Raw genomic sequence first — 22645 nt, 5'->3', positions numbered from 1 at the left:
GGCTCCGCGGTGGCCGGGTCCTCGGGCCAGGGGTGCTTGGGATACCGCCCGCGCAGTTCCGCACGCACGCCGCGGTAGCCGTCCCGCCAGAAGGAGGCGAGGTCGGCCGTGACGGCGGCGGGCCGCCCGGCGGGGGAGAGCAGGTGCACGAGCACCGGCACCCCGGCCACGGCGGGCGTGTCCGCCAGCCCGAACATCTCCTGCAACTTGACGGCCAGCACGGGCCGTTCCGGATCCCGGTAGTCGACCCGGATCCGGGACCCGCTCGGCACGGTGATCCGCTCCGGCGCCAGTTCGTCCAGCCGCCCGGCCGCCCCGCTCGCCCAGGGCAGCAGCCGCGCGAGCGCCTGGCCGGCGTCGATCCGGGCGAGGTCCGCCCGCCGCCGGGCCCGGCTCAGCTCGGGTTCCAGCCATTCGTCCACGCGCGCGTACAGCGCCTCGTCCGACACATCCGGCCACGGCTCCCCTAGGTGCGCGCGCAGGAACGCCAGCCGTTGCCGCAGCACCTCCGCATCGGCCGACCAGCGCAGCAGCCCGGGCCCCTCGTGCCGGAGTCCGTCGAGCAGCGCGGCACGGACGAGCGCCGGGTCGGCGTCCTGGAGCGGCCGTACGGCCAGCTCCACGGCCCCGAGCCGCTCGACCCGCCGGGCGACGACATCCCCCTCGCCCCAGCGCACCTCGGTCTCCTCGGCGAGCAGCGCCCCCGCGACGTCCCGCGCGACGTCCTCGGTCACGGCGGCGCCGAGCCGCACGCGCGCGTGCCCCTTGTCGGCGGGCCGGTCGGCGACGGCCACCACGATCCACGGCGCGCCGCGCAGCCCGGAGCCCTCGCCCAGCTCCGCCCGCGTCCCGGACGCCATGAGGTACGACCCCCCGTCGAGCCTGGCCACCCGCTCGGGAAACGCCGTCCCGGCGACGACCCCTGCCAGCCGGTCCTCCACACCACCGCCGGCCCCGGACGCGGCCTCCCCCCGCGTCGGCCGGCCGAGGTCGGCGGAGAGGGACCGCAGGCGCCGTACCTCGCCGCGCCAGCGCGTCCCGTACGCGTCGCCCCCGTGCCGGGCCCGGCGCAGCGCGGCGGCGAGATCGTCCCCGTACTCCCGAGGCACCTCCTCGGACAGCAGCGCGACGACCTCCGCACCGGCGTCCGAGCCGCTCAGCAGCGCCCGCCCCAGCCGCGGGTGCACGCCCAGCCGCGCCAGCCGCACACCGACCGGCGTCGCCCGCCCGGCGGCGTCCACCGCTCCGACCGCCGACAGCGCCGAGCGCGCCGCCGCCATCGCCCCACCCGGCGGCGGGTCCAGCAACGCCAGCCCCGAGGCGTCCGGATCGCCCCAGCAGGCCGCCTGGAGGGCGAACGCCGTCAGGTCGGCCACCTTGATCTCCGGCGCCGGGAACGCCGGCAGCCGCCCGTCCTCGGCCTGCGACCAGCACCGGTACACCGCGCCCGGCGCCTCCCGCCCGGCCCGCCCCGCCCGCTGCCGCCCGGCGGCCCGCGACGCGCGTACCGTCGTCAGCCCGCTCAGCCCCCGCGTGTGATCCACCCGCGGCTCCCGCGCCAGCCCCGAGTCCACCACCGACCGCACTCCGGGCACCGTCAACGACGACTCCGCCACCGACGTCGCCAGCACCACCCGGCGCCGCTCCCCGGACGTCAGCACCGCGTCCTGCACGGCGGCCGGTGCCCGCCCGTGCACCTGGAGCACGTCGATGTCACCCAGATCCCCGAGCAGGCCAGCCACCCGCGCGATCTCGCCCACCCCGGGCAGGAAACACAGCACGTCCCCCGACCGCTCGGCCAGCGCCCGCCGCACCACCGACGCCACGTGCCCGAGCAGCGCCGGATCGACCCGCATCCCGTGCGGCGGCCGTACCGGACGCGTCGGCGGCGCCCACACCACCTCCACCGGATGGCCGACACCCTCCGCCGTCACCACCGGGGCCCCGCCCAGCAGCCGGGCCCAGCCCTGCGCGTCCGTCGTCGCCGACGCGGCCACAAGGCGCAGCTCCGGCCGCAGCGCCTGCCGTACGTCCCACAGGAAGGCGGCCACCGTGTCGGCGTCCAGATGCCGCTCGTGGCACTCGTCCAGGACGACGGCGTCGACGCCGGCCAGCTCCTGGTCGCGCTGGAGCCGCTGGAGCAGCACACCGGTCGTGACGACCTCCACGCGCGTGTGCCGCCCCACCGCCCGCTCGCCGCGCACCGTGAAACCCACGCTCTCGCCCGGCCGCTCGCCCAGCAGCCACGCCATCCGCCGGGCCGCCGCCCGCGCCGCGATCCGCCGCGGCTCGGCCACCACGACACGCCGCGCCGGACCGTCCCCGACGAGCCCCGCCAGCACCAGCGGTACGAGCGTCGTCTTGCCGGTACCGGGCGGCGCCACCAGCACGGCGGTGCCGGCACTCTCCAGGGCCTCGGTCAGGGCGGGCAGGGCGGAGCGCACGGGCAGCGCGTCCAGGGCGTCGTAACGGATCACGCCCCCAGTGTCGTACGCCCCGGAAAACGCCCCTCACGCGCGCGTACGGACAAACGGCCCTCACACGCGCGCGTGTAGGTACATGTGAGTACACGTACGGGAGCGAGAATCAGTCCCGCTCGCACACGAAGATCGCCGTGCCCGGGATCAGGTGGCCGCGCAGCGGGGACCAGCCGCCCCATTCCGCGGTGTTCCAGGCCGGCCACTCCGGCTCGACCAGGTCCACCAGCCGCAGACCCGAGGCCGCGATGTCCCGGACCCGGTCGCCGAGCGTCCGGTGGTGCTCCACGTAGATCGCGCGGCCCTCCTCGTCCTGCTCGACGTAAGGCGTGCGGTCGAAGTAGGAGGCGGACACGGACAGGCCCTCGGGGCCCGGCTTGTCCGGGAAGGCCCAGCGGATCGGGTGCGTCACCGAGAACACGAACCGGCCGCCCGGCCGCAGGACGCGCCGCACCTCGCGCAGCACCAGCTGCGGGTCCGCCACGAACGGCAGCGCCCCGTACGCGGAGCACGCCAGGTCGAAGGAGCCGTCGGCGAAGGGCAGCGCCCCGGCGTCGGCGCAGACGAGGGGGAAGGAGCCGCCGATCCTCAGGGCGTGCTGCAGCTGGCGGTGCGAGAGGTCAAGCGCCACCGGGCGGGCGCCCTGGGCAGCCAGCCAGCGCGAGCACTGCGCCGCGCCCGCGCCGATCTCCAGCACGTCCCGGCCCTTCAGCTCCTCCGGCGCCCCCAGCAGCTCGGCCTCCACCTCGTCCAGGCCCTCCGGGCCCCACATGAAGCGGTCGTCGCCGAGGAACGTGCCGTGCTCGACCTGGTACTCGTCCGCGTTGCGGTCCCACCAGCCCCGGTTGGCGCGGGCGCTCTCCGCGACCCCCGCGTCGCGCCGGGTGGCCTCCGGCTCGGGCTCCGCGGGTCGGTTCGTCTCGGGCTCTTGGATGATCGGCTCCCTCGTCGTACTCTTCCGTCCAACCCGCCGGGGAGCGGTCGCGGAAGCGGTCCCACGGGCCCTCGTGGCCTCCTGGGAAGAAACTTGTGCCGGGAATGCGGCGATCCGCCCCGGGTGTGCGCCTTCGCGCATTGACCCTGTCCGGCTGCCCCCGTATGCTACAAGTTGCGCTGCGGGCCTGCGCACCTCAGACGTAGCAGGCTGCGCTCGCATCTGTTGTATGTCCCCTCGGTTGTCGAGGCGCCACCAGTGGTTTTGTGTGGCGCTTCCTAGGCTGTCCGGCTTCTGCAGAGCGAAACGGGCTCCCGGCGTAAGCAGTACCTACGACTTCAATGTCCGTACCGGAGCCCTTTCCCACATGACGAGCAGCACCGAGACCACCGCCACCACCCCGCAGGTAGCGGTCAACGACATCGGTAACGAGGAAGCCTTCCTCGCCGCGATCGACGAGACGATCAAGTACTTCAACGACGGCGACATCGTCGACGGCGTCATCGTGAAGGTCGACCGGGACGAGGTCCTGCTCGACATCGGTTACAAGACCGAAGGTGTCATCCCGAGCCGCGAGCTCTCGATCAAGCACGACGTCGACCCGAACGAGGTCGTCGCCGTCGGTGACGAGATCGAGGCCCTGGTCCTCCAGAAGGAGGACAAGGAAGGCCGCCTGATCCTCTCGAAGAAGCGCGCCCAGTACGAGCGTGCCTGGGGCACCATCGAGAAGATCAAGGAAGAGGACGGCATCGTCACCGGTACCGTCATCGAGGTCGTCAAGGGTGGTCTCATCCTCGACATCGGCCTCCGCGGCTTCCTCCCGGCCTCCCTGGTCGAGATGCGCCGTGTCCGCGACCTCCAGCCCTACGTGGGCAAGGAGCTCGAGGCGAAGATCATCGAGCTGGACAAGAACCGCAACAACGTGGTCCTGTCCCGCCGTGCCTGGCTGGAGCAGACCCAGTCCGAGGTCCGCCAGACGTTCCTCACGACCCTCCAGAAGGGTCAGGTCCGTTCCGGTGTGGTCTCCTCGATCGTCAACTTCGGTGCCTTCGTGGACCTGGGTGGCGTCGACGGTCTGGTCCACGTCTCCGAGCTGTCCTGGAAGCACATCGACCACCCCTCCGAGGTTGTCGAGGTCGGCCAGGAGGTCACCGTCGAGGTTCTCGACGTGGACATGGACCGCGAGCGCGTCTCCCTGTCGCTGAAGGCGACCCAGGAAGACCCGTGGCAGCAGTTCGCCCGCACCCACCAGATCGGCCAGGTCGTGCCCGGCAAGGTCACGAAGCTGGTTCCGTTCGGTGCGTTCGTCCGCGTGGACGAGGGCATCGAGGGTCTGGTCCACATCTCCGAGCTGGCCGAGCGCCACGTGGAGATCCCGGAGCAGGTCGTCCAGGTCAACGACGAGATCTTCGTCAAGGTCATCGACATCGACCTCGAGCGCCGCCGCATCAGCCTCTCGCTGAAGCAGGCCAATGAGGCCTTCGGTGCCGACCCGGCCTCGGTCGAGTTCGACCCGACCCTGTACGGCATGGCCGCGTCCTACGACGACCAGGGCAACTACATCTACCCTGAGGGCTTCGACCCCGAGACCAACGACTGGCTCGAGGGCTACGAGACCCAGCGCGAGGCGTGGGAGCACCAGTACGCCGAGGCGCAGACCCGCTTCGAGCAGCACCAGCAGCAGGTCATCAAGTCCCGCGAGGCCGACGCCGCCGCTGCCGCCGAGGGTGGCGAGGCTGCCGCTCCGGCCGCCTCGGGTGGCGGTTCGTACTCCTCCGAGGGTGCGGACACCTCCGGTGCCCTCGCCTCGGACGAGGCGCTTGCCGCGCTGCGCGAGAAGCTGGCCGGCGGCCAGAGCTGATCGCTGCCGCTGAGGCATAGCCGATAGGCGACTGAGGGGCCGTACCTTTCGAGGTACGGCCCCTCAGGGTTTTCCGGGTCCGGCGGCTCGCGTTCCCTGCACGTACGGACCCGCTGACGGGACGTCAAGGTGGGCCGCCCAAGCTGCCTGATCAGCGGGCCGACCGGGAATGCCCGCGCTCCGGGGCGTGTTGTGCAGGAGGAACACGAGGAGGAGCGGTCACAGTGCTTGATCCGCAGGGTTTGTACGCATGGGAGCCGAAGGGCCTCGCCGTTGTCGACATGGCGCTCGCCCAGGAGTCGGCCGGCCTTGTCATGCTCTACCACTTCGACGGATACATCGACGCGGGGGAGACCGGCGACCAGATCGTCGACCGGCTGCTCGCCTCACTGCCCCACCAGCTCGTGGCGCGTTTCGACCACGACCGGCTCGTCGACTACCGGGCCCGCAGACCCCTGTTGACCTTCAAACGGGACCACTGGGACGGCTATGAGGTGCCGGCCCTTGAGGTCCGTCTGGTCCAGGACGCCACCGGAGCGCCCTTCCTGCTGCTGTCCGGGCCGGAGCCCGACGTGGAGTGGGAGCGCTTCGCCGCCGCCGTCCGCCAGATCGTGGAGCGGCTGGGCGTGCGCCTGTCCGTGAACTTCCACGGCATCCCCATGGGCGTCCCGCACACCCGTCCCGTGGGCCTGACCCCGCACGGCAACCGGACCGACCTCGTCCCCGGCCACCGCAGCCCCTTCGAGGAGGCCCAGGTGCCCGGCAGCGCCGAGTCCCTGGTCGAGTACCGCCTCGCGGAGTCCGGTCACGACGTCCTCGGCGTGGCCGCGCACGTCCCGCACTACATCGCCCGCTCGGCATACCCGGACGCCGCGCTGACCGTCCTGGAGGCCGTCACCGCCGCCACCGGCCTGGTCCTGCCCGGTGTCGCCCACTCCCTGCGCACCGAGGCGCACCGCACGCAGACCGAGATCGACCGCCAGATCCAGGAGGGCGACGAGGAGCTGACCGCCCTGATCCAAGGCCTGGAGCACCAGTACGACGCGGCCTCGGGCGCCGAGACCCGGGGCAACATGCTCGCCGAGCCGGTGGACATCCCCTCGGCCGACGAGATCGGGCGCGAGTTCGAGCGGTTCCTGGCGGAGCGGGAAGGCGACAACTGAGGGCGCGGCGCGCGTGCTGCCCGGTGCCGGGGAGGGCAGGAGGAGTCCGGGCCGCCCGGTGCCGGAGGGGGCGCTGTCGGTGGCAGGGCCTAAGCTTCCGCTCATGCTGAAAGTGGGCCTGACCGGTGGCATCGGCGCCGGCAAGAGCGAGGTGTCCCGGCTGCTGGTGGAGCACGGGGCCGTGCTGATCGACTCGGACCGCGTCGCGCGCGAGGTCGTGGCGCCCGGCACCCCCGGCCTCGCCGCCGTGGTCGAGGCGTTCGGCGAGGAGATCCTCGCCGCGGACGGCGGCCTGGACCGGCCCCGGCTCGGCGCGCTGGTCTTCGCGGACCCCGAGAGACTGGCCGTCCTCAACTCGATCGTGCATCCGCTGGTCGGCGCCCGCTCCCGTGAGCTGGAATCCCATGCGGCCGACGACGCCGTGGTCGTCCATGACGTCCCGCTCCTCACCGAGAACGGCCTGGCCCCGCTCTACGACCTCGTGATCGTGGTGGACGCGAGCCCCGAGACCCAGCTCGACCGTCTCGTCCGGCTGCGCGGGATGACCGAGGAGGACGCACGGGCGCGCATGGCGGCGCAGGCCACCCGTGAACAGCGCGCGGAGATCGCGGACATCCTGATCGACAACGACGTCCCGCTGGACGCGCTGAGGAAGCGGGTCGCCGAAGTGTGGGACGGCCTGACGCGACGGGCAGGCGAGAGGGACGGCGCGGAATAGCGAGGGCCACCGGGGGCGTTGAAGTGGTTCAGCGTGGGAAGGACTTTGCCGTGCCCGAGACCAGCGGTTCCACCGGACGTACTCCGGAGACGCATGTCATCGACTTCCGTGCCGCCGAGCAGCTGCTCAACGCACGGGACCCGCGGGGCGCGGTGAAGCTGCTCGACGGAGTCATCGCCGCGTACCCGGAGAACACCGCCGCCCGGCTGCTGCGCGCGCGTGCCTTCTTCGCCGCCGCGCAACTGCGACCGGCCGAGCTGGAGTTCACCATCGTGCTGGAGCGCGAGCCGGACAACGCGTTCGCCCACTTCGCGCTCGGCCGGACCTATGAGCGCCAGGGCCGACCCGACCAGGCCAAACGCCACTTCCGACTGGCGGCGGCGCTCGACCCGAACCCGGAGTACCTGAAGGCGGCCCGCTTCGAGGACTGAGCCGGGCACCCTTCTCACGGGTGCCGGTGCCGACGGGGCCCCGGGTAGGGAGGCGGGCCGTCGGGCGGGGGATACGGCGGCACGTCACGGCCCGGCTGGTAGTGCGGGCCCTGCCGCAGGTGCCGCAGGACCACGGCCATGTCCACGGTGACGACCAGCCACAGCACCCCGCAGGCGGCTGCCCAGCCGGGACGCCCGGCGAGCGCGAACGCCGCCGTGCCGAAGACCGCCCAGAGCAGCCCCCACACGCTCAGCCAGAACCGGGCCCGTAGCGCACTGCGCGCGGTCGCCGGTTCACTGCCCGTACGCATCGGATCATCACTTCCTCCTTGCAACGTACTCCTCGACGATGACGCCCACCAGCATGCGCCGGCGCGCAGAGTGCCCGAACAGCGTGCCTGACTCGAACGGGTGAACCGTGGTCGAACGGGAACGTGGCTGCCTCGGCGGGCCGTTCTCCGGGCATGACGGTCGAGATGCGTGAGGGATACGAGGGCACGGGACCCGGTGCGATCACCCCGGACGGCTGCGCGGTGGAGTTGTACGAGCGGCTGCCGGTGGGTGACGAGCCGGACATCATCGCCGCGGCGGTACCGGCCGGGGCGAGCATCCTGGAGCTGGGCTGCGGAGTGGGCCGGGTGACCCGGCACCTGCTGGAGCGCGGCTTCGGCGTGACGGCGGTGGACGAGTCCGCGGACATGCTGGCCCGGGTCCAGGGGGCGCGCACGATATGCGCTCCCATCGAGGACCTGCGCCTGCCCGAGAGGTTCGACGTGGTGATGCTCGCGTCGTTCCTCGTGCACGCCGGGGACCCGGAGGTCCGCAGAGGCCTGCTGCGCACGTGTGCCGCGCACGTCGCGGACGGCGGCTGTGTGCTCATCCAGCGGGAGGGCGCGGACTACCACACGAACATCCCCAGGGAGCGGAGGGACCCGAGCGGCTTCACCGTGCGCATGGCGTCGGCGGAGCCCGTGGGGGACGGGGTGAACTCAGTCACGGCGGAGTACCTGTTCCCGGACGCGGTCTGGACGCAGACGTTCCTGTCCCGCCCGCTGACGACGGAGCAGTTCGAGTCGGCCCTGGCAGAGGCGGGACTGGAGGTGGACAGGTATCTCACACCGGACGGCATCTGGGCGAGAGCCCGACCGGCCGCCTGAAGCCTGCAGAACGGAGGACGCGCACGGGAGGTCTCTCTTGGCCGGCCGATGAGTTCACGCCGCGGGCCGGGTCTACCCGGGTGAAACCGACCTGGACCACGTCACACGTCCCCACGTCACCGCTTCACCAGGAGACCCCGATGTCCGAGACGACCACCCGCATCAGCTCCACGGCACCCGAGACACCGACGGCCATGACCACCGGGAGAGGAGTGCGGTGGGCAAGGATCGCGCTGCGCTCCCTGCAGATCCTGCTCGCCCTGTTCTACGGCGTCGCCAGTGCCCTTCCCAAGCTCATCGCCCACCCGTCGGCGGTCGAGTCCTTCGACCACATCGGCTGGGGGACGGGGGCCATGTACACCATCGGCGCGCTCGAACTGGCCGGTGCGGTGGGGCTGTTGATCCCGGTGCTCCAGTCGGTCGCGGCGACCGCGCTCGGGATGCTCATGGTGGGGGCGTTCATCGTCCAGCTCACGGTGTTCGACGGTCAGAACGCGGCGACCCCGCTGATCCTGATCGTGCCGCTGACCGTCATAGCCTGGGCCCGCCGAGGGCACAACAGAGAGCTGCGGCGACTGCTCCGGCGCGGCTGAGTGTCGCCTGCCGGGACCGCCCCTGTGGAGCCGTCCCGGTGAGTAACCGGTCCGCGATCAGCGACCCCGCCCTCGCCCCCGGGACCGGCCACCGGTGTCACGGGAGCCACCGGGCTCACCAGAACCCTGAGACCCACTGGCGCCACCGGACCCACCCGCTCCGCTGCCTCCCGCCCCACCCGCCCCGGCGAAGCCGGTGAATCCGGGGAAGCCGGAGACCGCTCCGGGGCTCGGTGGGCCGCCGAGGCTGCGGAGGCGTTCGAGTTCGCGACGGTCCCGCTTGGTGGGGCGCCCGGCGCCCCGGTCGCGCAGACCGGCGGGGGCGACGGCCTCGCGGGGCGGGGGCGGAGGGGAGTTGTCGATGTAGCACTGCACGGCCACGGGCGCGCCGACCCGTTTGCGGATCAGCCGTCTGACGATCACGACCCGTTCCCGGCCCTCGTGCCGTAGCCGTACCTCGTCGCCCACGCGCACCGAGTAGGCCGGCTTCGCCCGCTCGCCGTTCACGTGGACGTGCCCGCCGCGGCAGGCGGTGGCACCCAGGGACCGCGTCTTGATCAGACGCACGGCCCAGATCCAGCTGTCGATCCGGACGGTCTCGCCGCTTCCCGGCCCGGCGGCCTCGGCGGCGGCCACGGCGGCGGCGATCCCCGGATCGAGCGGCTGCTCGGCTGAGGAACCGGAGCCTGCGATACCCGGGCCGGACCGCGTGCCACCCGGCCCACCGGTCTCACCAACTCCACCGGTCCCGCCGCTCAGATTCTCGTCCGCATCCTCGGAAGCCATGTTCCCGACCCTAACGCGCCGGACCACGACGGCCGGCCCCAATTTCCCACCACTCGCAGCCCGCACGCTGTGTGCCCTGTGACCCGCATGACCCCGACCGGAGGGGGCATACCGTGACCCTATGGACGACAGCACCGCTCTCGCCCGGCTCGACCAGCGCGTCTCGGGCTGCCGGGCCTGCCCCCGGCTGGTCGACTGGCGTGAGGAGGTGGCCCGGACCAAACGGCCCGCGTTCGCCGACTGGACCTACTGGGGGCGGCCGGTGCCCGGTTACGGACCGGCCGACGCCCGGCTGGTGATCGTGGGGCTGGCCCCGGCGGCGCACGGGGGCAACCGCACCGGGCGGATGTTCACCGGCGACCGCTCCGGGGACGTGCTCTTCCAGGCGCTCTACGACGTGGGGCTCGCCTCGCAGCCCACCTCGGTCAGCGCGGACGACGGTCTGGAGCTGTACGGCGTCCGTGTCACCTCGCCCGTGCACTGCGCCCCGCCCGCCAACAAGCCGACCCCCGGTGAGCGCGACACCTGCCGCCCCTGGCTGGTGCAGGAGCTGAAGCTGCTCCGCCCGACGATGAAGGCGGTGATCGTCCTCGGTGCCTTCGGCTGGCAGGCGGCGCTGCCCGCGTTCGCCGAGGCCGGCTGGACCGTGCCGCGCCCCCGCCCGGCCTTCGCCCACGGCACCCGGGTCGCACTGGACGGCCTGGACCTGTTCGGCTGCTTCCACGTCAGCCAGCGCAACACCTTCACCGGCCGGCTCACCGGCGAGATGCTGCGCGAGGTGCTCCGCACGGCGGCGGACGCGGCGGGGCTGCCGTAGCGGAGGGAAGCCCCCCGGCCCTGGGCAGGACGGGGACGCACCCTCACTCGCCGCGTTCCGCCTCCCCGCTGTATGCGGGCCGGTGCGCGGGCGCGGTCCGGATCTCCGGAGGCGATCGCCTCCGGCGCAGGCGGCCGTCAACCGGTTCCATGACCGAGATCAGCGGGCTGTCACCGGCCAGGGCGAGGATGCGGTCGTGGAGGTGGGGGCCCGGGACGGACTGAGCCGGAGTCGACGGGCGCGGAGCCCTCACGGCCGCCACTCGTACCGTACGTCCGGCTCCCCCTCCTCGTTGCGGCTGCCGTCGGTGAACTCGGCGGCGGTGAAGCCGTGGCGCTCGTAGAAACGGTGGGCGGCCTTGTTGACCTGGAAGGTCCACAGGTCAAGGCCGCCCGGGACGCGCTCCTTGGCCAGCGCGACGAACCGGTCCCCGATTCCGCGCCCCCGCCACTCGGGGTCCAGGTACAACTGCGACAGCGACGCGCCGTCGAGCACCATGAGCCCGACGATCCCGGTGCCGGCCGCGTCCGCCACCCACGTCTCGCGTGCGGGCACCACGACGTCCCGGATGTAGTCACGCACCTCGTCGTCGCTGCGGGGCCGGACGACGCTGGGCAGCGCGGCGGCGAACGACCGCAGGTACACGTCGGCGGCGGCCCGGGCGTCGCCGCCGTCGGCCCGCCGCAACTCGACCGCGTGTGCGTGGGTGGGCGGTCCGGTCATGGCGGCTCCTCGGGGGAGTTGGACGGGATGACCACCAGATGATGGTGGCCACGGAAAGACATCGCATCCCGTTTTCCGCCCGCACCCGGACATGATCGATCCGGTGCGGTCAGCCGCTGCCGACGTGTGTCCCGAGCCCGCTCACGCCGTCCGCAGGGCGGGCCGAGCGCCGCTCTTCCGCCACTCAGCCGTCACGGTGCCTCTGACCTGCGGGGGGGGGGTGTCACTGTTCGCCCTCGGCGCGCGGGGAGCGGGGAGGTCGATGAGGTCGCCGACGCCGGCCACGGCCTGCAGGGTGCGGGCCAGCGAGGTCAGGGAACGGCGGACCGCCGTGATCTCGGCCCGCAGCGCCTCGGCGTGCTCCCACTCCCGCTCCCACAGCACGGGATCGTGATCACTCGGGCGCCCGGACTCGTAGGCGGTGAGCCGTGGGTGCCAGGACGCCAGCAGCGGACGCAGGACGCGGTTGAGCACGGTGACCGCGAGGACACCGAAGCTGACGTGCCCGGGGGCCAGCGGCGGTGCGACGCCGGGGCCGTAGCGGCGGAGGATCTCGCGGGTCGTGGTGAAGAAGGTGTACAGGGAGGACAGCGCCTCGCGCAGCAGTCCCTCCTCGCGTGCCAGCTCCTCCACCGAGACGCGGGTCACGAGTTCGAGGTACAGCTCCCAGGCCGCACTGCGTTCCGCGTCCGCCGGTTCCCAGGTGCCGGAGATCTCGCCGACGAACGGAATCGTGAGCTTGGCCGTGATCTGCGAGGGACCGCTCGGTCGCCGCCGCCTGCGCTGCCTGTGTGCCATGATCGCCCTCCCCGGTACCCACAGTAGGGTAAGTCGTCGTGTGGGACGTCTTCCTCAGCTACAGCCGCGGTGATGTGGAGCGGGTCCGTCCGCTCGTCCGCGCGTTGCGCGACAGTGGACTGACGGTGTTCACCGACGAGTCCGGCGTCGCCTCCTTCGCCGGGATCAGTGACACCATCCGCCGCGAACTGGGCCGCTCCAAAGCGCTCCTGGCCTACTACTCGGCCGCGTACCCCGAACGCGAGGCCTGCCAGTGGGAGCTGACGACCGCCTACCTCGCCGGGCTCGGCGAGGGCGACCCCAGGCGCCGCGTCATGGTCGTCAACCCGGAACCGGCCACCGGCCACATCCACCCCGTGGAACTCCGCGACGCCCGGCACGCCTCCGCCGACGACCTCGGCGCCCTCGTGGTGGACGTACGCGACCACCTCGCCCGGCTGGCGGGCCCCATGCCCCTCGCGGTGCGCGGTCCCGGACGCGCCCGGCACGGGGCGCCCGCGTCACCCCCCGGCTTCCTGGGCCGGCTGTCCGAACTGTGGCGGGTGCACTCGGCCCTGCACGCGCACGCCGCACCGCTCACCGTGGGACGCTCGGCCGGCCGCGCCGTGCAGATCCGCGGCATGGCGGGCATCGGCAAGACCTGGCTCGCCCGGGACTACGCGGCGCGCTTCGAGGCGGCTTACCCGGGCGGCGTGTTCTGGCTCGACGGCGCCGCCTTCGACGAGTCGCTGCGCGCCCTCGGCCTGGGCGGCCCGCGCGATCTCTTCGGCTTCTTCGAGCATCAGGGCGAGCCGTTCCTCTGGATCGTCGACGCCGTCGCGCCGGACCCGGCGCCGCCGCACTCCCTCGCCGGGATGGCCGCGCCGCACCCCCTCGGCTACACGGTCTTCACCCTGCGCAGCCGCGCCCACGACCTCCTGGGCACCCCCGTGGACCTGGGCCCGCTGGACGACACCCACGCCAGGGCCCTCGTCGGCGGCGACGAGCCGCTGGCCGAGGCGGTCGGCGGCCACCCGCTGGCCCTGTCCCTGCTCGGCCGCGCACTGCGCTCGGGGCACCGGGCCCACGATCTGTACGACCGGCTGCACGCCCGCGGCAGATCCCTGCTGGACACCCTCGCGAACGAGCACGTCACGGCGGCCGTCGTCCGCGACGTGGACACCGCCGACGCGGCCGACGTACTGCGCTGCGCGGCCGCCCTGCACCCGCTGCCGGTGACGGCCGACGACGCCGCGCGCGTGCTGGCCGCCCTGGACCGGGACCCCGAGGTGGTCGCGGCGCGCCGGGCCGGCAACGGCATCGCGGAACTGCGCACCCGCAGCCTGCTGACCCCCGCCGCCTCGTCCGGTCTCCCGGCGGACGACGAGCGCTGGACCCTCCACCCGGTGACCCTGCACGCCTGGCACCACCACGACCCGGCGCCGGCCCGCACCGAGGCCCTGCGGCACGCCGCCCTGCGGATCCTGTGCGGCCGCCGCGAGACCGTTACGCTGGTCCTGCCCGGAAGCCGGAGGGAGGCCCCCGTGTCAGCAGCGCCCAGCGAGTCGGAGCGGATGGCCGCCTTCGACATCCAGGTCGAGATGGTCACCCGCATCGGCGTGCAGGAACTGGCCCCCGGCGCGGGCAGCCTGCGCGAGGCCCTCACCTCCCTGAAGTCGCTCATCGACCTCTCGCGCGCCACGCTGCACACCTACAGCGTCCGCCTGGAACAGGGCGCGCCGACCGGCGCCGCCACCGTGCAGAGCCTGGTGTACGCGCTGATCAACGACACGCTTCGGCCCTTCACGACGACGTGGCACCCCAGGCTCGCCGCCCACGAGTCGCGCCGCCCCGCCGACGTCGCCCCCTTCGACCACGAGCTGGCGTGGGCGGACGCGGAGGAGATGCGCACCCAGCTCGCCGCTCTGCGCGTCCCCCTGCGACGCATCGCGGAGGGACTGGCCGGCATCTCGGGCGCCGACTTCGGAGTGGCCGCGACGGGCTGAAACGCCTGCCGTCCGGCTCCCGCTCCGGGCCGCCCTCACCGTCCCCGCCCCCTCTTCACGTCCCTCACCTCCTTCACCTCCCCGCAACGTGACCGCCCCGGCCTGATGGGGTACACGCCGTACCGTTGTAAGTGTCCGGCGCACCTTCGCGGTGCCCGGTGGGAACGCAAGCCGACCGGCCACCGTCGTCCGAAGGCCCGCCCCGCCCTCGTACGAACAGGAGCCCCGTGACCCGGCCCGTCGCACCCCCCTGGCTCGCCCACGCCTTCCGTGCCCAGCGCGGGCCCGTGCCCTGGAACGCGATGGCCCGGGGCGCGCTCGCCGCCGGGCCGCTGCTGCTCGCCGGGGTGCTCAGCGGCTGGACGGCCGCCGGGGTGCTCGCGGCCATTGGTGCCATGCTCGCCGGGATCAACGACCGGCCGGGCAGCCGCCGCACCTCCGTCAAGCGGCTCGGGGTGCCCGCGCTGGCCGGAGCCCTGGGGCTGCTCGTCGGTACGTACGCCGGACAGGGGCTGTCCGCCGTACCGCTGACCCTGGCCCTCACCGGGCTCGGACTGGTCGGCGGCGGAGTCAGCGTGATCGGGCCCGTGGCTTCGGCCGCGGGCATCCAACTGCTCGTCGCCGCCTCCGTCGGAGCGGGCATGCCCGCGACCGAGAGCGGCTGGCAGCGGGCCCTGGCCTTCCTCGCCGGCGCCGGCTGGCTGCTCCTGCTGCGGCTCGCCCTGCCCACCCCCGGCTCGCTCGCCGGGGACTTCCGGTTCGACGGGGAGCGCAGGGCGGTCGCCGAGGTCTACGACGCCGTGGCCGCCCTCCTCGACGCGACCGGCGGTCCGCACGCCACCGCCCGGCGGGCCGCGCTGACCGCGGCCCTCGATCACGCCCAGGACGCCCTGGCCGGGCCCCGGCTGCGCCGGTACGCCAGCTCGGCCGCCGAGCGCCGGCTGCACGCCCAGTACGCCGCCGCGCTTCCGCTCGCCGAGGCCGCCACCGCCCTGTTCTGGGTGGGGGAGCCGGTCGAGGAACGGGCCGCGGAAGGGCCCCGCCGGCTCGCCGCCGCCGTCCGCGGCAACACCGTCTCCGGGCCCCTGCCCGCACCCCACCTGCCGCGCGACGGCGGCGGCGCGCCCGTCGTCCCCGCCCTGCGCGCGCTGGACGACGCGCTGCTGCGGGCCGCCGTGGCCTTCGACCGCGCCGACGGCGCCCACCACCGGCTGCTCGCCCGGCGCCGCGGGGCGCTCGACGCCGTGCGCGCCGCCTTCGGGACGGGCGGACGCGAGTACGCCCTGCGCGTCGCCCTCTGCTTCGGCGGCAGCGTCGCCATCGCGCAGGCCCTGCACCGCACCGGCTGGTACGGCCCGCACCAGCACTGGTACTGGCTGCCCGCCACCACCGTCTTCCTGGTCAAGCCCGACCTCGGACCGCTCGCCTCCCGGGTGCTGTGCCGGGCCGCCGGCACCGTGCTCGGCGCGCTGGTCTTCGCCGGACTCGCCGCGGCGCTGCCCCGGCCGGCGGGGCTGATCGTCCTGGTGGCGGTGTGCGGGGCGCTCGTCCCCCTCTCCACCCGGCACTTCGCGGCCGTGACCGCCGTCGCCACGGTGCTCGTGCTCGCCCTGGTCATGGTCGGCGGGGACCCCGGGGCCTCCCTCAGCAGGATCGGGGAGACGCTCCTGGCCTGCGCGCTGGTGCTGGTCGTGGGACACCTGCCGATGCCGGGGCAGCGCGGCGGCGGGGTCCGGGCCCGGATCGCCGTGGCCACGGACGCCGCGGACGCCTATCTCCGGCACGTCCTCGGCGGGTCCGGCGACCGCGCCGAGCGCTGGGCGCTGCGCCGGGAGGCCTATCGCACCCTCGCCGAGGCGCGTACCGCCATCGCCCTCGCCGCCGCCGAACTGCCCCCGCTCGCCCGGCACGCCGAGGGCGCGGACGTCGTCGCCGACGCGCTGGAACGGCTCGTGGACACCACCACGGCCTGTGCCGTGCACCTCGACGACACCGGCGAGCTGACCCCCCGGCACCTCGAACAACTCCGGGACGCGACACGGAAGCTGAAGGTGCCGCTGCCCGCCGGCGGCGATCCTGCCGCCCAGCGCCCCGCGGCACGGAGACTGTCCTGAAAAATCCCGCGCGCACGCCGATGAGTTCCGTATCCGACGACGGTCACCACCCCGGACCGGCCGTCGGACAGGAGGACTCATGTCGCTTCCGGAGATCGTCTCGCGCGAGCAGTGGCGGGTGGCGCGCGAGGAGTTACGGCACAAGGAGGAGGCGGTCCGGCAGGCGCGTGCCGCCCTCGGCGCCGAGCGGCGCCGGCTGCCCGTGGTGGAGGTCGATCCCGCGTACGTGTTCGAAGGCGGGGACGGCAAGGCCACCCTCCTCGACCTGTTCGAGGGATGCGCCCAACTCGTCGTCCACCACTTCATGTTCGCCCCGGAGTGGGCGACCGGCTGCCCCTGCTGCGCGGCCTTCCTCGACCAGGTCGGCCAGCTCGCCCACCTGCGCGCCCGGGGCACCTCCTTCGCGGCCGTCTCCCGGGCGCCGTTCACCCGCATCCTGCCCTTCAAGGCCCGGATGGGCTGGGCGGTGCCGTGGTACTCCGCCGCCCACAGCGACTTCAACCTCGACTTCGAGGCCACCGTCGTGCGCGACGGCCGACCGGTCGAGCGGCCCGGCCTGAGCTGCTTCCTGCGCGACCACGACCGGGTCTTCCACACCTACTCCGTCCACGACGACGCGCTCGACGGCCTCGGCACCCTCACCGGGCTCCTGGACCTGACCGTGCTCGGCCCCGCTCCCGCCGACGGTGCCGGACCGCGCCTGCATGACGAGTACGACTGTTGACGCGCATGGTCATCGAGCGATCACGGAAGGTCCGATTCGTGTCACGACGTGCACGGATTCTCACCGTCCGCGCCGAGCGGGTGCCGACAATGTCTCAGTCGGGTCACTGAGCGAGCCGTTTCCCCTCCCCAGGGCGTTTACTCCTTCAAGTACGACGCTTCTGGAGGTGCGAGATGGTGAACGGGCGAACAGTGCTCGAACGCTTTCCCGCCGGTGGTCCGCGGGGATCCTGGCCCGCGGAGGAGTTCGCGCACGCGCGGCGCCAGGAAGGCATGCCCGCCGAGGTGGTCATGGACCTCGCGACGGACACGTTCCTCGTCATCGTGCGCGGGGGCGGCGCGGTCGAGTGAGCCGGCGCGGCCGGTAACTCGGTGGGGCCCGTGGGTCGGTGAGCCGGAGGGGCCGAGTGAGCCGGTGCGTTCCGCTGGCCGCCTCAGGCCGGTTTCGGCGCCGGGATCCGTGCCGTGAACTGCTCGGCCTGGAGCGCGTACAGCTCGGCGTAGACACCGCCGCTCGCCAGCAGCTCCGCCGGGGTGCCGGACTCCACCAGCCGCCCGTGCTCCAGCACATGGACCAGGTCGGCGTGGCGTACCGAGGCCAGCCGGTGGGTGATCAGCACGACCGTCTGCCCGTTGCCGGCCAGTGCCCGGATCTTCTCGAACACCTCCAGCTCGGCCCGCGCGTCCAGTGCCGCCGTCGGCTCGTCCACGATCAGGATGTGGCCGCGCCGGTATGCTGCCCGCGCGATGCCGAGCCGCTGCCACTGCCCGCCGGACAGCTCGTGGCCGCCGCTGAAGTGCCGGGCCAGCAGCGTGTCCAGACCGTGCGGCAGATCCGCGACCACCTCCTCGGCCCCCGCGTCCGCGATCGACGCCGCCAGCCGCTCCTCGGTCATCGGCACACCGGACCGGCCGACCGCCACGTTCACCCGCGCGGTGAACGGCCACCGCTTGAAGTCCTGCGCCACCATCGCGACCCGCTCCGCGAGCAGCCGCCGGTCCGCCCGCCCGGCGTCCACCCCGTCCCAGAGGATCCGGCCCCGGTCCGGGGTGTACAGCCCCGCCAGCAGCTTGACCAGCGTGGTCTTGCCGGAACCGTTCTCGCCGACCAGCGCGATGATCCGCCCGAGCGGCAGCGCGAGGGTGACGTCGTCGAGGGCGGGCCTGGTCGCCTCGCCCGGATAGCTGAAGGTGACGTTCTCGAATTGGATCTCCTTCGGGTCCTCCGGAAGCGCCGCACCGCCGGCCGGGATCGCACGCTCGGCCGCCTCCTCGTACAGCCGCTCCAGATCGCCCACGAACAGGGCTTCCTCGTGCAGCTGGTTGATCTGGAGGACCAGCGTGTCCAGGCTCGACGCGCCCGTGCGGATCGCGAGCACCGCCGTACCGGCCACGGACAGGGCCATCGCGCCGCCCAGCAGCAGCGCGCCCAGCGTCGCGTACGTCGCGAGGGTGGCGAGGCCCGTCCAGCCCGCCGCGATCAGCCCGGTCCGGGCGGCCAGCCGGGACAGCCGCGCCTGCTCCGCCTCCGCTGTCTCCGACATGGCCCGGAAGTGCCGCAGCAGGAACGGGCCCATGCCGTGCACCCGGATCTCCGGCGCCGCCTGGGGCTCGGTGAGCAGCCCGCTCAGCAGATGGCCGGCCCGGGCGTGCTGCACCCAGGTGTGGTACGACTCGTAGCGGCGCCGGGCGTTGGTCAGGGCGCTCCAGGAACTGGGCAGCGTCATGGTGGCCAGCAGCGGCAGCAGCGCCGGATGCAGCACGGTCAGCACGCCGGCCGCCGCGATCAGCGAGATCAGCGCGTTGACCACCTGGGTGCCGTATCCGATCATGTGCCGCGTGGACCGCGCGCCGTACTGGGCGGTGTCCAGCAGCTTGTGGAAGGCGTGGTCCTCGATGGCCTCCAGCTCGACGCCGGCCGCGCACTCCAGATACAGCTCGGTGGCCACCCGCTCCACCTTGGGCTCTAGCAGACCGGTGGCGTAGACGGAGGCGGCCCGCAGCAGCGTGCCCACCAGCATCACGGCGGCGACGACGACCAGGGCGGGCGCGGCGGCGCGCAGCCGCTCCGGGATGTCCGTGCCGCCGAGCAGTCTGCCGAGCGCGCTGTTCACCGCGAGCAGGCTCACCGCCCCGACCACGCCCCGGCCCAGTTCGGCGGTCAGCACGATCCAGGTGGCCCGCGGGTCGGCCCGCCGGGCCAGCCGGAGGCTGGACACCAGCATGCCGGGCAGCCGTACCAGCATCGCCCGGAAGCTCAGTTGCAGGAACGCGTCCGCGTGCTTGCTCCAGCCCGTGTCGTAGCGCAGCGGTCCGCCGAACAGCAGCCGTTCCGACCCCGACAGCGCGGGCTCGGGCTTCCCCCGTCTCTTCCTCACCCTGACCTCCCGGACCACGACGGAACGGCCACTATCGCGGCACCGCGCGGTGCGTCGGCAGGGCGCGCGGGGGAGCGACGGGGGGCGTGGAAGGAGTGCCGGGGGCGGCTACGGCGCGGCCGCTTACGCCGACATGGCTCTCGACCAGTCGGGGCTGGTGCCCGTCACCCGGCACAGGGCCAGGTAGAGCGGGATCGGCGGGGTGTACGGCGCCGTGCCCTCGGGGCGGTGGATCAGCCGGGCGGTACCGGTGGCCATGGCGTCGGACGCGTACTGGGCCGGGGCCGGCCAGCGCAGGGCGTAGTCGGAGTCCGCCGGAACGATCCACCACCAGTGCGTGCCGTCGGCGTACACACAGCCCAGCCGGGGCAGCCGCGGCACGACCAGGGGGCCGAGGCGGTCGGACACGGCCACGGCGTCGTAGCCGAGCGGTGCCGTCATGCCGTCGGGCAGCGGCAGCGGCCGACGCGCGCCCGGACCGCCCACGGGCGGCCGCCGGCGCTGCAGCCGTATCAGCGTGTCCAGCCCGATCGGTCCCTCGGCGCCGGTTCCCTCGGCGCGGATCCCCTCGGGGCGGTCGGAGGCGACGCTGCCGTACGGGCCGGGTCCGGTCCCGCCGAACCGGTCGAAGCCATTGGTGCCGGTCACTGCCACTCTCCAGCGTGCTGATGTCCGGGGCTTCCGTGTTCCGGCTGCCCGAGGCTCCCGTGTTCCCGCTGCTCGGGCGCCCGTTGCGGCGGCACGGCCGTGGTGCGGTGCCGGTGCGGTTCGGGCGCCATAGGCCGGTGCCGGCCGGTCACGGGCTTGGACACGGGCTGGTGGTACTGGTCCCGGCCGGCCGCTCCGTCGTGCTCGCGCCGGCCTACGGCCCGGTCGTGGACCTCGTGTTCCGGCTCGTCGGCGGCCCGATCGAGGACCGTGGTCCGGTCGTGCACCGTGGTCGGATCGTGGACCGTGGTCGGGTCGTAGACCTCGGCCCGGTCGTAGGCCGCCTCGGCCCGGTCGTCGCCCGGTTCCTCGGCCCGGCCGGGCTTGGGGCGGGCGCCCCAGCCCAGGTCGTTCCGCGGCTCGGCGGCTGGGTCGGCCGCGTCGCCCTGCCTTGCCAACTCGGCCCAGACCAGTAGTCCAGGGCCGTGCTCCTGCGCACCCCAGGCCCGGCACAACGCGTCGACGAGAAGCAATCCCCTCCCGTGCTCCTCGTCAGGACGCTGCGGGGACGGGTGGGGTTCGCCGGGAGCACGGCCCTCGTCGCGCACGGCTATGCGCACCGTGCCGTCGTGGTCGTGCAGTTCGCACACCACACGATTGCTCATGGTGTGCACGATCGCGTTGGTGACCAGCTCGGATATGACCAGGGCCGCGCTGTCACAAGTGTCCGCGCACACCGCCCAGCCGGTCAGCCGGGCGTGCGCCAGGCGTCTGGCCTGGGCGACGGAACCCGGATGTGCGGCCAGTTCGAAGCGGAACCGGCGCTGGGACATGTCCCCCGAAGGGGTGGTTCCCGGCGCGGCGCCGAGACCGGAACGGTCGGCGGCGGCGTCTGTTCCTAAGGGCGCGGACGGAATCACGCTTGCCACTATCTCCCCGCCGCGAACACTTGGCAAGTGTCACTATGAAAATTGCAGAGTGCAGTATGACTCGGCCGGAGGCCGTGGCACACTGCTCGCAACAGCATGTCGCGCGGCGCCAATTGGGGTCATCGAGGAACCGAACGGATCTTCGAATGAGCCTTCGAATGGCGCCGCAGGGCTGTCGGGAACTTTCGGTGAGGCGTTCGGTGGAGGTGGGAGCGTGAGCGAACCGCGGTCCGCGCCGACCGTGGGTCAGGTGGTCCTCGGCCGACGCCTGCTGGATCTGCGGGAACGCGCCGGACTCAAGCGCGAGGAGGCCGCCCGGGTCCTCCATGTCGCCCCCGCCACCATCCGCCGTATGGAGACGGCCGAGGTCGCCCTCAAGATCCCGTACCTGCAATTGCTGCTGAGGGCCTACGGCGTGCCCGAAGAGGAGGCCGACCTCTTCGTCCGGCTCGCCGAGGAGGCCAACCGGCCCGGCTGGTGGCAGCGCTTCCACGACATCCTGCCCGGCTGGTTCTCCATGTACGTCAGCCTGGAGGGCGCGGCCGCCCTCATCCGCTCCTACGAGCCCCACTTCGTCCCGGGCCTCCTGCAGACCGAGGACTACGCGCGCGGGGTGCTGAAATCCGGGGCCGTCGGCCAGACCAGCCCGGAGGACATCGAGCGCCATGTCGCCCTGCGCATGCAGCGCCAGGAACTGCTCACCCGCCCCGACGCCCCCCGTTTCTGGGCGGTGATGGACGAGACCGCGCTACGCCGCCCGGTCGGCGACCCGGAGGTGATGCGCGCGCAGATCGACAAGTTGCTGGAGGCCACGAAGCTGCCCCATGTGACGCTCCAGGTCGCCCCGTTCGCCAACGGGCCGCACCCGGGGACGTACGGGCCCTTCGTGCTGTTCCGATTTGCCATGTCAGAACTGCCGGACATGGTCTACAGCGAGTACCTGACCGGCGCCGTCTACCTGGACGCGCGCGCCGAGGTGGCGACCCATCTCGAGGTCATGGACCGCATGGCGGCGCAGGCCGCTACGGCACAACGCACGAAGGAGATCCTCCGGGATCTCCGCAAGGAGCTGTGAATGGATCGCATCAAGCCGCGCGGGCACGTCTACAACGGCATGCCCGCGCGGGAGCTGGGCAGTGAGGGGTGGCACAAGCCCTGGAGCGGCGGCAACGGAGGCAACTGCCTGGAAGCGATGAAACTGGCCGACGGCCGGATCGCCGTCCGCCAGTCGACCGACCCGGACGGGCCGGCACTGATCTACACCACGGACGAGATGACCGCGTTCATAGAGGGCGCCAAGGCGGGGGAGGCCGACTTCCTGCTCGCCTGAACAGGCCGCGGGCGCGCACGCTCCCGGCCGACGCTTTTTGCACCTTGACCGACCTCGTGTCGCGAGCCGGCCCACCTCGT

The 22645-nt window shown here is 73.2% G+C and carries 22 protein-coding genes and 1 pseudogene; 13 read left to right on the top strand and 10 right to left on the bottom strand.

Features of this window, described 5'->3' with window-relative positions; all coding sequences use genetic code 11:
- Both hrpB and NX794_RS19290 read right to left on the bottom strand, forming a co-directional pair.
- Positions 1–2477, bottom strand: a 2477-nt coding sequence (gene hrpB, locus NX794_RS19295; RefSeq protein ID WP_258779816.1) for an ATP-dependent helicase HrpB, incomplete at its 3' end; no start/stop codon positions are given.
- A 109-nt stretch (positions 2478–2586) separates the two neighbouring features.
- A complete protein-coding gene (locus tag NX794_RS19290; protein ID WP_258779815.1) occupies positions 2587–3552 on the bottom strand; it encodes a class I SAM-dependent methyltransferase in 966 nt (321 codons plus the stop codon).
- A 226-nt stretch (positions 3553–3778) separates the two neighbouring features.
- Here NX794_RS19290 and rpsA point away from each other — a divergent pair, with 226 nt between their 5' ends.
- From rpsA to NX794_RS19270, 4 genes are all read left to right on the top strand, one after another.
- A complete protein-coding gene (gene rpsA, locus NX794_RS19285; protein WP_258779814.1) occupies positions 3779–5272 on the top strand; it encodes a 30S ribosomal protein S1 in 1494 nt (497 codons plus the stop codon).
- 224 nt (positions 5273–5496) lie between these two features.
- The gene (locus NX794_RS19280; RefSeq protein WP_258779813.1) at positions 5497–6435 is read left to right on the top strand and encodes a PAC2 family protein; all 939 of its coding nucleotides are present in this window, start codon (positions 5497–5499) and stop codon (positions 6433–6435) included.
- 103 nt (positions 6436–6538) lie between these two features.
- Entirely contained in the window at positions 6539–7153 is a 615-nt protein-coding gene (gene coaE, locus NX794_RS19275) for a dephospho-CoA kinase (RefSeq protein WP_258779812.1), read from the top strand.
- A gap of 50 nt (positions 7154–7203) precedes the next feature.
- Entirely contained in the window at positions 7204–7584 is a 381-nt protein-coding gene (locus NX794_RS19270; protein ID WP_258779811.1) for a tetratricopeptide repeat protein, read from the top strand.
- A gap of 14 nt (positions 7585–7598) precedes the next feature.
- Here NX794_RS19270 and NX794_RS19265 read toward each other — a convergent pair whose 3' ends face one another.
- On the bottom strand, positions 7599–7895 hold the full coding sequence (locus NX794_RS19265) for a DUF6343 family protein (protein ID WP_258779810.1): 297 nt from the start codon (positions 7893–7895) through the stop codon (positions 7599–7601).
- A 165-nt stretch (positions 7896–8060) separates the two neighbouring features.
- Between NX794_RS19265 and NX794_RS19260 the strand changes: the two genes are divergently transcribed.
- Together NX794_RS19260 and NX794_RS19255 are read left to right on the top strand one after the other, a co-directional pair.
- Positions 8061–8741: a class I SAM-dependent methyltransferase gene (locus NX794_RS19260; protein WP_258779824.1), complete on the top strand. Its 681-nt coding sequence runs from the start codon at positions 8061–8063 to the stop codon at positions 8739–8741.
- Positions 8742–8881: 140 nt separating this feature from the next.
- Positions 8882–9334 (top strand): DoxX family protein, encoded by a 453-nt coding sequence (locus tag NX794_RS19255; protein WP_258779809.1) that lies wholly within the window; start codon positions 8882–8884, stop codon positions 9332–9334.
- A gap of 57 nt (positions 9335–9391) precedes the next feature.
- Here the strand turns inward: NX794_RS19255 and NX794_RS19250 are convergent, their stop codons facing one another.
- Positions 9392–10120 (bottom strand): RNA-binding S4 domain-containing protein, encoded by a 729-nt coding sequence (locus NX794_RS19250; protein WP_258779808.1) that lies wholly within the window; start codon positions 10118–10120, stop codon positions 9392–9394.
- Positions 10121–10241: 121 nt separating this feature from the next.
- Between NX794_RS19250 and NX794_RS19245 the strand changes: the two genes are divergently transcribed.
- Complete coding sequence (locus tag NX794_RS19245) at positions 10242–10937, top strand: uracil-DNA glycosylase (RefSeq protein WP_258779807.1); 696 nt, start codon at positions 10242–10244, stop codon at positions 10935–10937.
- 77 nt (positions 10938–11014) lie between these two features.
- On the opposite strand, the pseudogene NX794_RS19240 reads toward NX794_RS19245, so the two are convergent.
- The 3 genes and pseudogenes from NX794_RS19240 to NX794_RS19230 all read right to left on the bottom strand — a co-directional run.
- Positions 11015–11136 (bottom strand): annotated as a pseudogene (locus tag NX794_RS19240) (GntR family transcriptional regulator); the annotation flags it as partial.
- A 50-nt stretch (positions 11137–11186) separates the two neighbouring features.
- Complete coding sequence (locus NX794_RS19235) at positions 11187–11660, bottom strand: GNAT family N-acetyltransferase (protein ID WP_258779806.1); 474 nt, start codon at positions 11658–11660, stop codon at positions 11187–11189.
- Between the two features lie 141 nt (positions 11661–11801).
- On the bottom strand, positions 11802–12458 hold the full coding sequence (locus NX794_RS19230) for a hypothetical protein (RefSeq protein WP_258779805.1): 657 nt from the start codon (positions 12456–12458) through the stop codon (positions 11802–11804).
- Between the two features lie 38 nt (positions 12459–12496).
- Between NX794_RS19230 and NX794_RS19225 the strand changes: the two genes are divergently transcribed.
- From NX794_RS19225 to NX794_RS19210, 4 genes are all read left to right on the top strand, one after another.
- Complete coding sequence (locus NX794_RS19225; protein ID WP_258779804.1) at positions 12497–14443, top strand: tetratricopeptide repeat protein; 1947 nt, start codon at positions 12497–12499, stop codon at positions 14441–14443.
- 302 nt (positions 14444–14745) lie between these two features.
- Entirely contained in the window at positions 14746–16557 is a 1812-nt protein-coding gene (locus tag NX794_RS19220; protein ID WP_258779823.1) for an FUSC family protein, read from the top strand.
- A 79-nt stretch (positions 16558–16636) separates the two neighbouring features.
- The gene (locus NX794_RS19215) at positions 16637–17281 is read left to right on the top strand and encodes a DUF899 domain-containing protein (protein ID WP_258779803.1); all 645 of its coding nucleotides are present in this window, start codon (positions 16637–16639) and stop codon (positions 17279–17281) included.
- 173 nt (positions 17282–17454) lie between these two features.
- The gene (locus tag NX794_RS19210; RefSeq protein WP_258779802.1) at positions 17455–17631 is read left to right on the top strand and encodes a hypothetical protein; all 177 of its coding nucleotides are present in this window, start codon (positions 17455–17457) and stop codon (positions 17629–17631) included.
- Positions 17632–17714: 83 nt separating this feature from the next.
- Here the strand turns inward: NX794_RS19210 and NX794_RS19205 are convergent, their stop codons facing one another.
- The 3 genes from NX794_RS19205 to NX794_RS36080 all read right to left on the bottom strand — a co-directional run bounded on the left by NX794_RS19205 (position 17715) and on the right by NX794_RS36080 (position 21139).
- Positions 17715–19658 (bottom strand): ABC transporter ATP-binding protein, encoded by a 1944-nt coding sequence (locus NX794_RS19205; RefSeq protein ID WP_258779801.1) that lies wholly within the window; start codon positions 19656–19658, stop codon positions 17715–17717.
- A gap of 123 nt (positions 19659–19781) precedes the next feature.
- Entirely contained in the window at positions 19782–20222 is a 441-nt protein-coding gene (locus NX794_RS19200) for a hypothetical protein (RefSeq protein WP_258779822.1), read from the bottom strand.
- Positions 20223–20302: 80 nt separating this feature from the next.
- The gene (locus NX794_RS36080; RefSeq protein ID WP_428985927.1) at positions 20303–21139 is read right to left on the bottom strand and encodes an ATP-binding protein; all 837 of its coding nucleotides are present in this window, start codon (positions 21137–21139) and stop codon (positions 20303–20305) included.
- Between the two features lie 310 nt (positions 21140–21449).
- Here NX794_RS36080 and NX794_RS19190 point away from each other — a divergent pair, with 310 nt between their 5' ends.
- Both NX794_RS19190 and NX794_RS19185 read left to right on the top strand, forming a co-directional pair.
- Positions 21450–22310: a helix-turn-helix domain-containing protein gene (locus NX794_RS19190; protein ID WP_258779800.1), complete on the top strand. Its 861-nt coding sequence runs from the start codon at positions 21450–21452 to the stop codon at positions 22308–22310.
- Complete coding sequence (locus NX794_RS19185; RefSeq protein WP_258779799.1) at positions 22311–22565, top strand: DUF397 domain-containing protein; 255 nt, start codon at positions 22311–22313, stop codon at positions 22563–22565.
- The last annotated feature ends 80 nt before the right edge of the window (positions 22566–22645 follow it).

It is taken from the genome of Streptomyces pyxinicus (assembly GCF_024753135.1).
Lineage (GTDB): Bacteria > Actinomycetota > Actinomycetes > Streptomycetales > Streptomycetaceae > Streptomyces > Streptomyces pyxinicus.
The sequence above is the reverse complement of the archived record's forward strand: the minus strand, read 5'-3'. Positions and strand labels throughout refer to the sequence as shown.

Bases quoted from the DNA above. Each gene is read 5' to 3' on its own strand.
- NX794_RS19290 (WP_258779815.1), bottom strand. From the start codon at position 3,552: ATGCGCGAAGGCGCACACCCGGGGCGGATCGCCGCATTCCCGGCACAA.
- rpsA (WP_258779814.1), top strand. From the start codon at position 3,779: ATGACGAGCAGCACCGAGACCACCGCCACCACCCCGCAGGTAGCGGTC.
- coaE (WP_258779812.1), top strand. From the start codon at position 6,539: ATGCTGAAAGTGGGCCTGACCGGTGGCATCGGCGCCGGCAAGAGCGAG.
- NX794_RS19265 (WP_258779810.1), bottom strand. From the start codon at position 7,895: ATGCGTACGGGCAGTGAACCGGCGACCGCGCGCAGTGCGCTACGGGCC.
- NX794_RS19260 (WP_258779824.1), top strand. From the start codon at position 8,061: ATGCGTGAGGGATACGAGGGCACGGGACCCGGTGCGATCACCCCGGAC.
- NX794_RS19255 (WP_258779809.1), top strand. From the start codon at position 8,882: ATGTCCGAGACGACCACCCGCATCAGCTCCACGGCACCCGAGACACCG.
- NX794_RS19250 (WP_258779808.1), bottom strand. From the start codon at position 10,120: ATGGCTTCCGAGGATGCGGACGAGAATCTGAGCGGCGGGACCGGTGGA.
- NX794_RS19245 (WP_258779807.1), top strand. From the start codon at position 10,242: ATGGACGACAGCACCGCTCTCGCCCGGCTCGACCAGCGCGTCTCGGGC.
- NX794_RS19235 (WP_258779806.1), bottom strand. From the start codon at position 11,660: ATGACCGGACCGCCCACCCACGCACACGCGGTCGAGTTGCGGCGGGCC.
- NX794_RS19230 (WP_258779805.1), bottom strand. From the start codon at position 12,458: ATGGCACACAGGCAGCGCAGGCGGCGGCGACCGAGCGGTCCCTCGCAG.
- NX794_RS19220 (WP_258779823.1), top strand. From the start codon at position 14,746: ATGGCCCGGGGCGCGCTCGCCGCCGGGCCGCTGCTGCTCGCCGGGGTG.
- NX794_RS19215 (WP_258779803.1), top strand. From the start codon at position 16,637: ATGTCGCTTCCGGAGATCGTCTCGCGCGAGCAGTGGCGGGTGGCGCGC.
- NX794_RS19210 (WP_258779802.1), top strand. From the start codon at position 17,455: ATGGTGAACGGGCGAACAGTGCTCGAACGCTTTCCCGCCGGTGGTCCG.
- NX794_RS36080 (WP_428985927.1), bottom strand. From the start codon at position 21,139: ATGTCCCAGCGCCGGTTCCGCTTCGAACTGGCCGCACATCCGGGTTCC.
- NX794_RS19185 (WP_258779799.1), top strand. From the start codon at position 22,311: ATGGATCGCATCAAGCCGCGCGGGCACGTCTACAACGGCATGCCCGCG.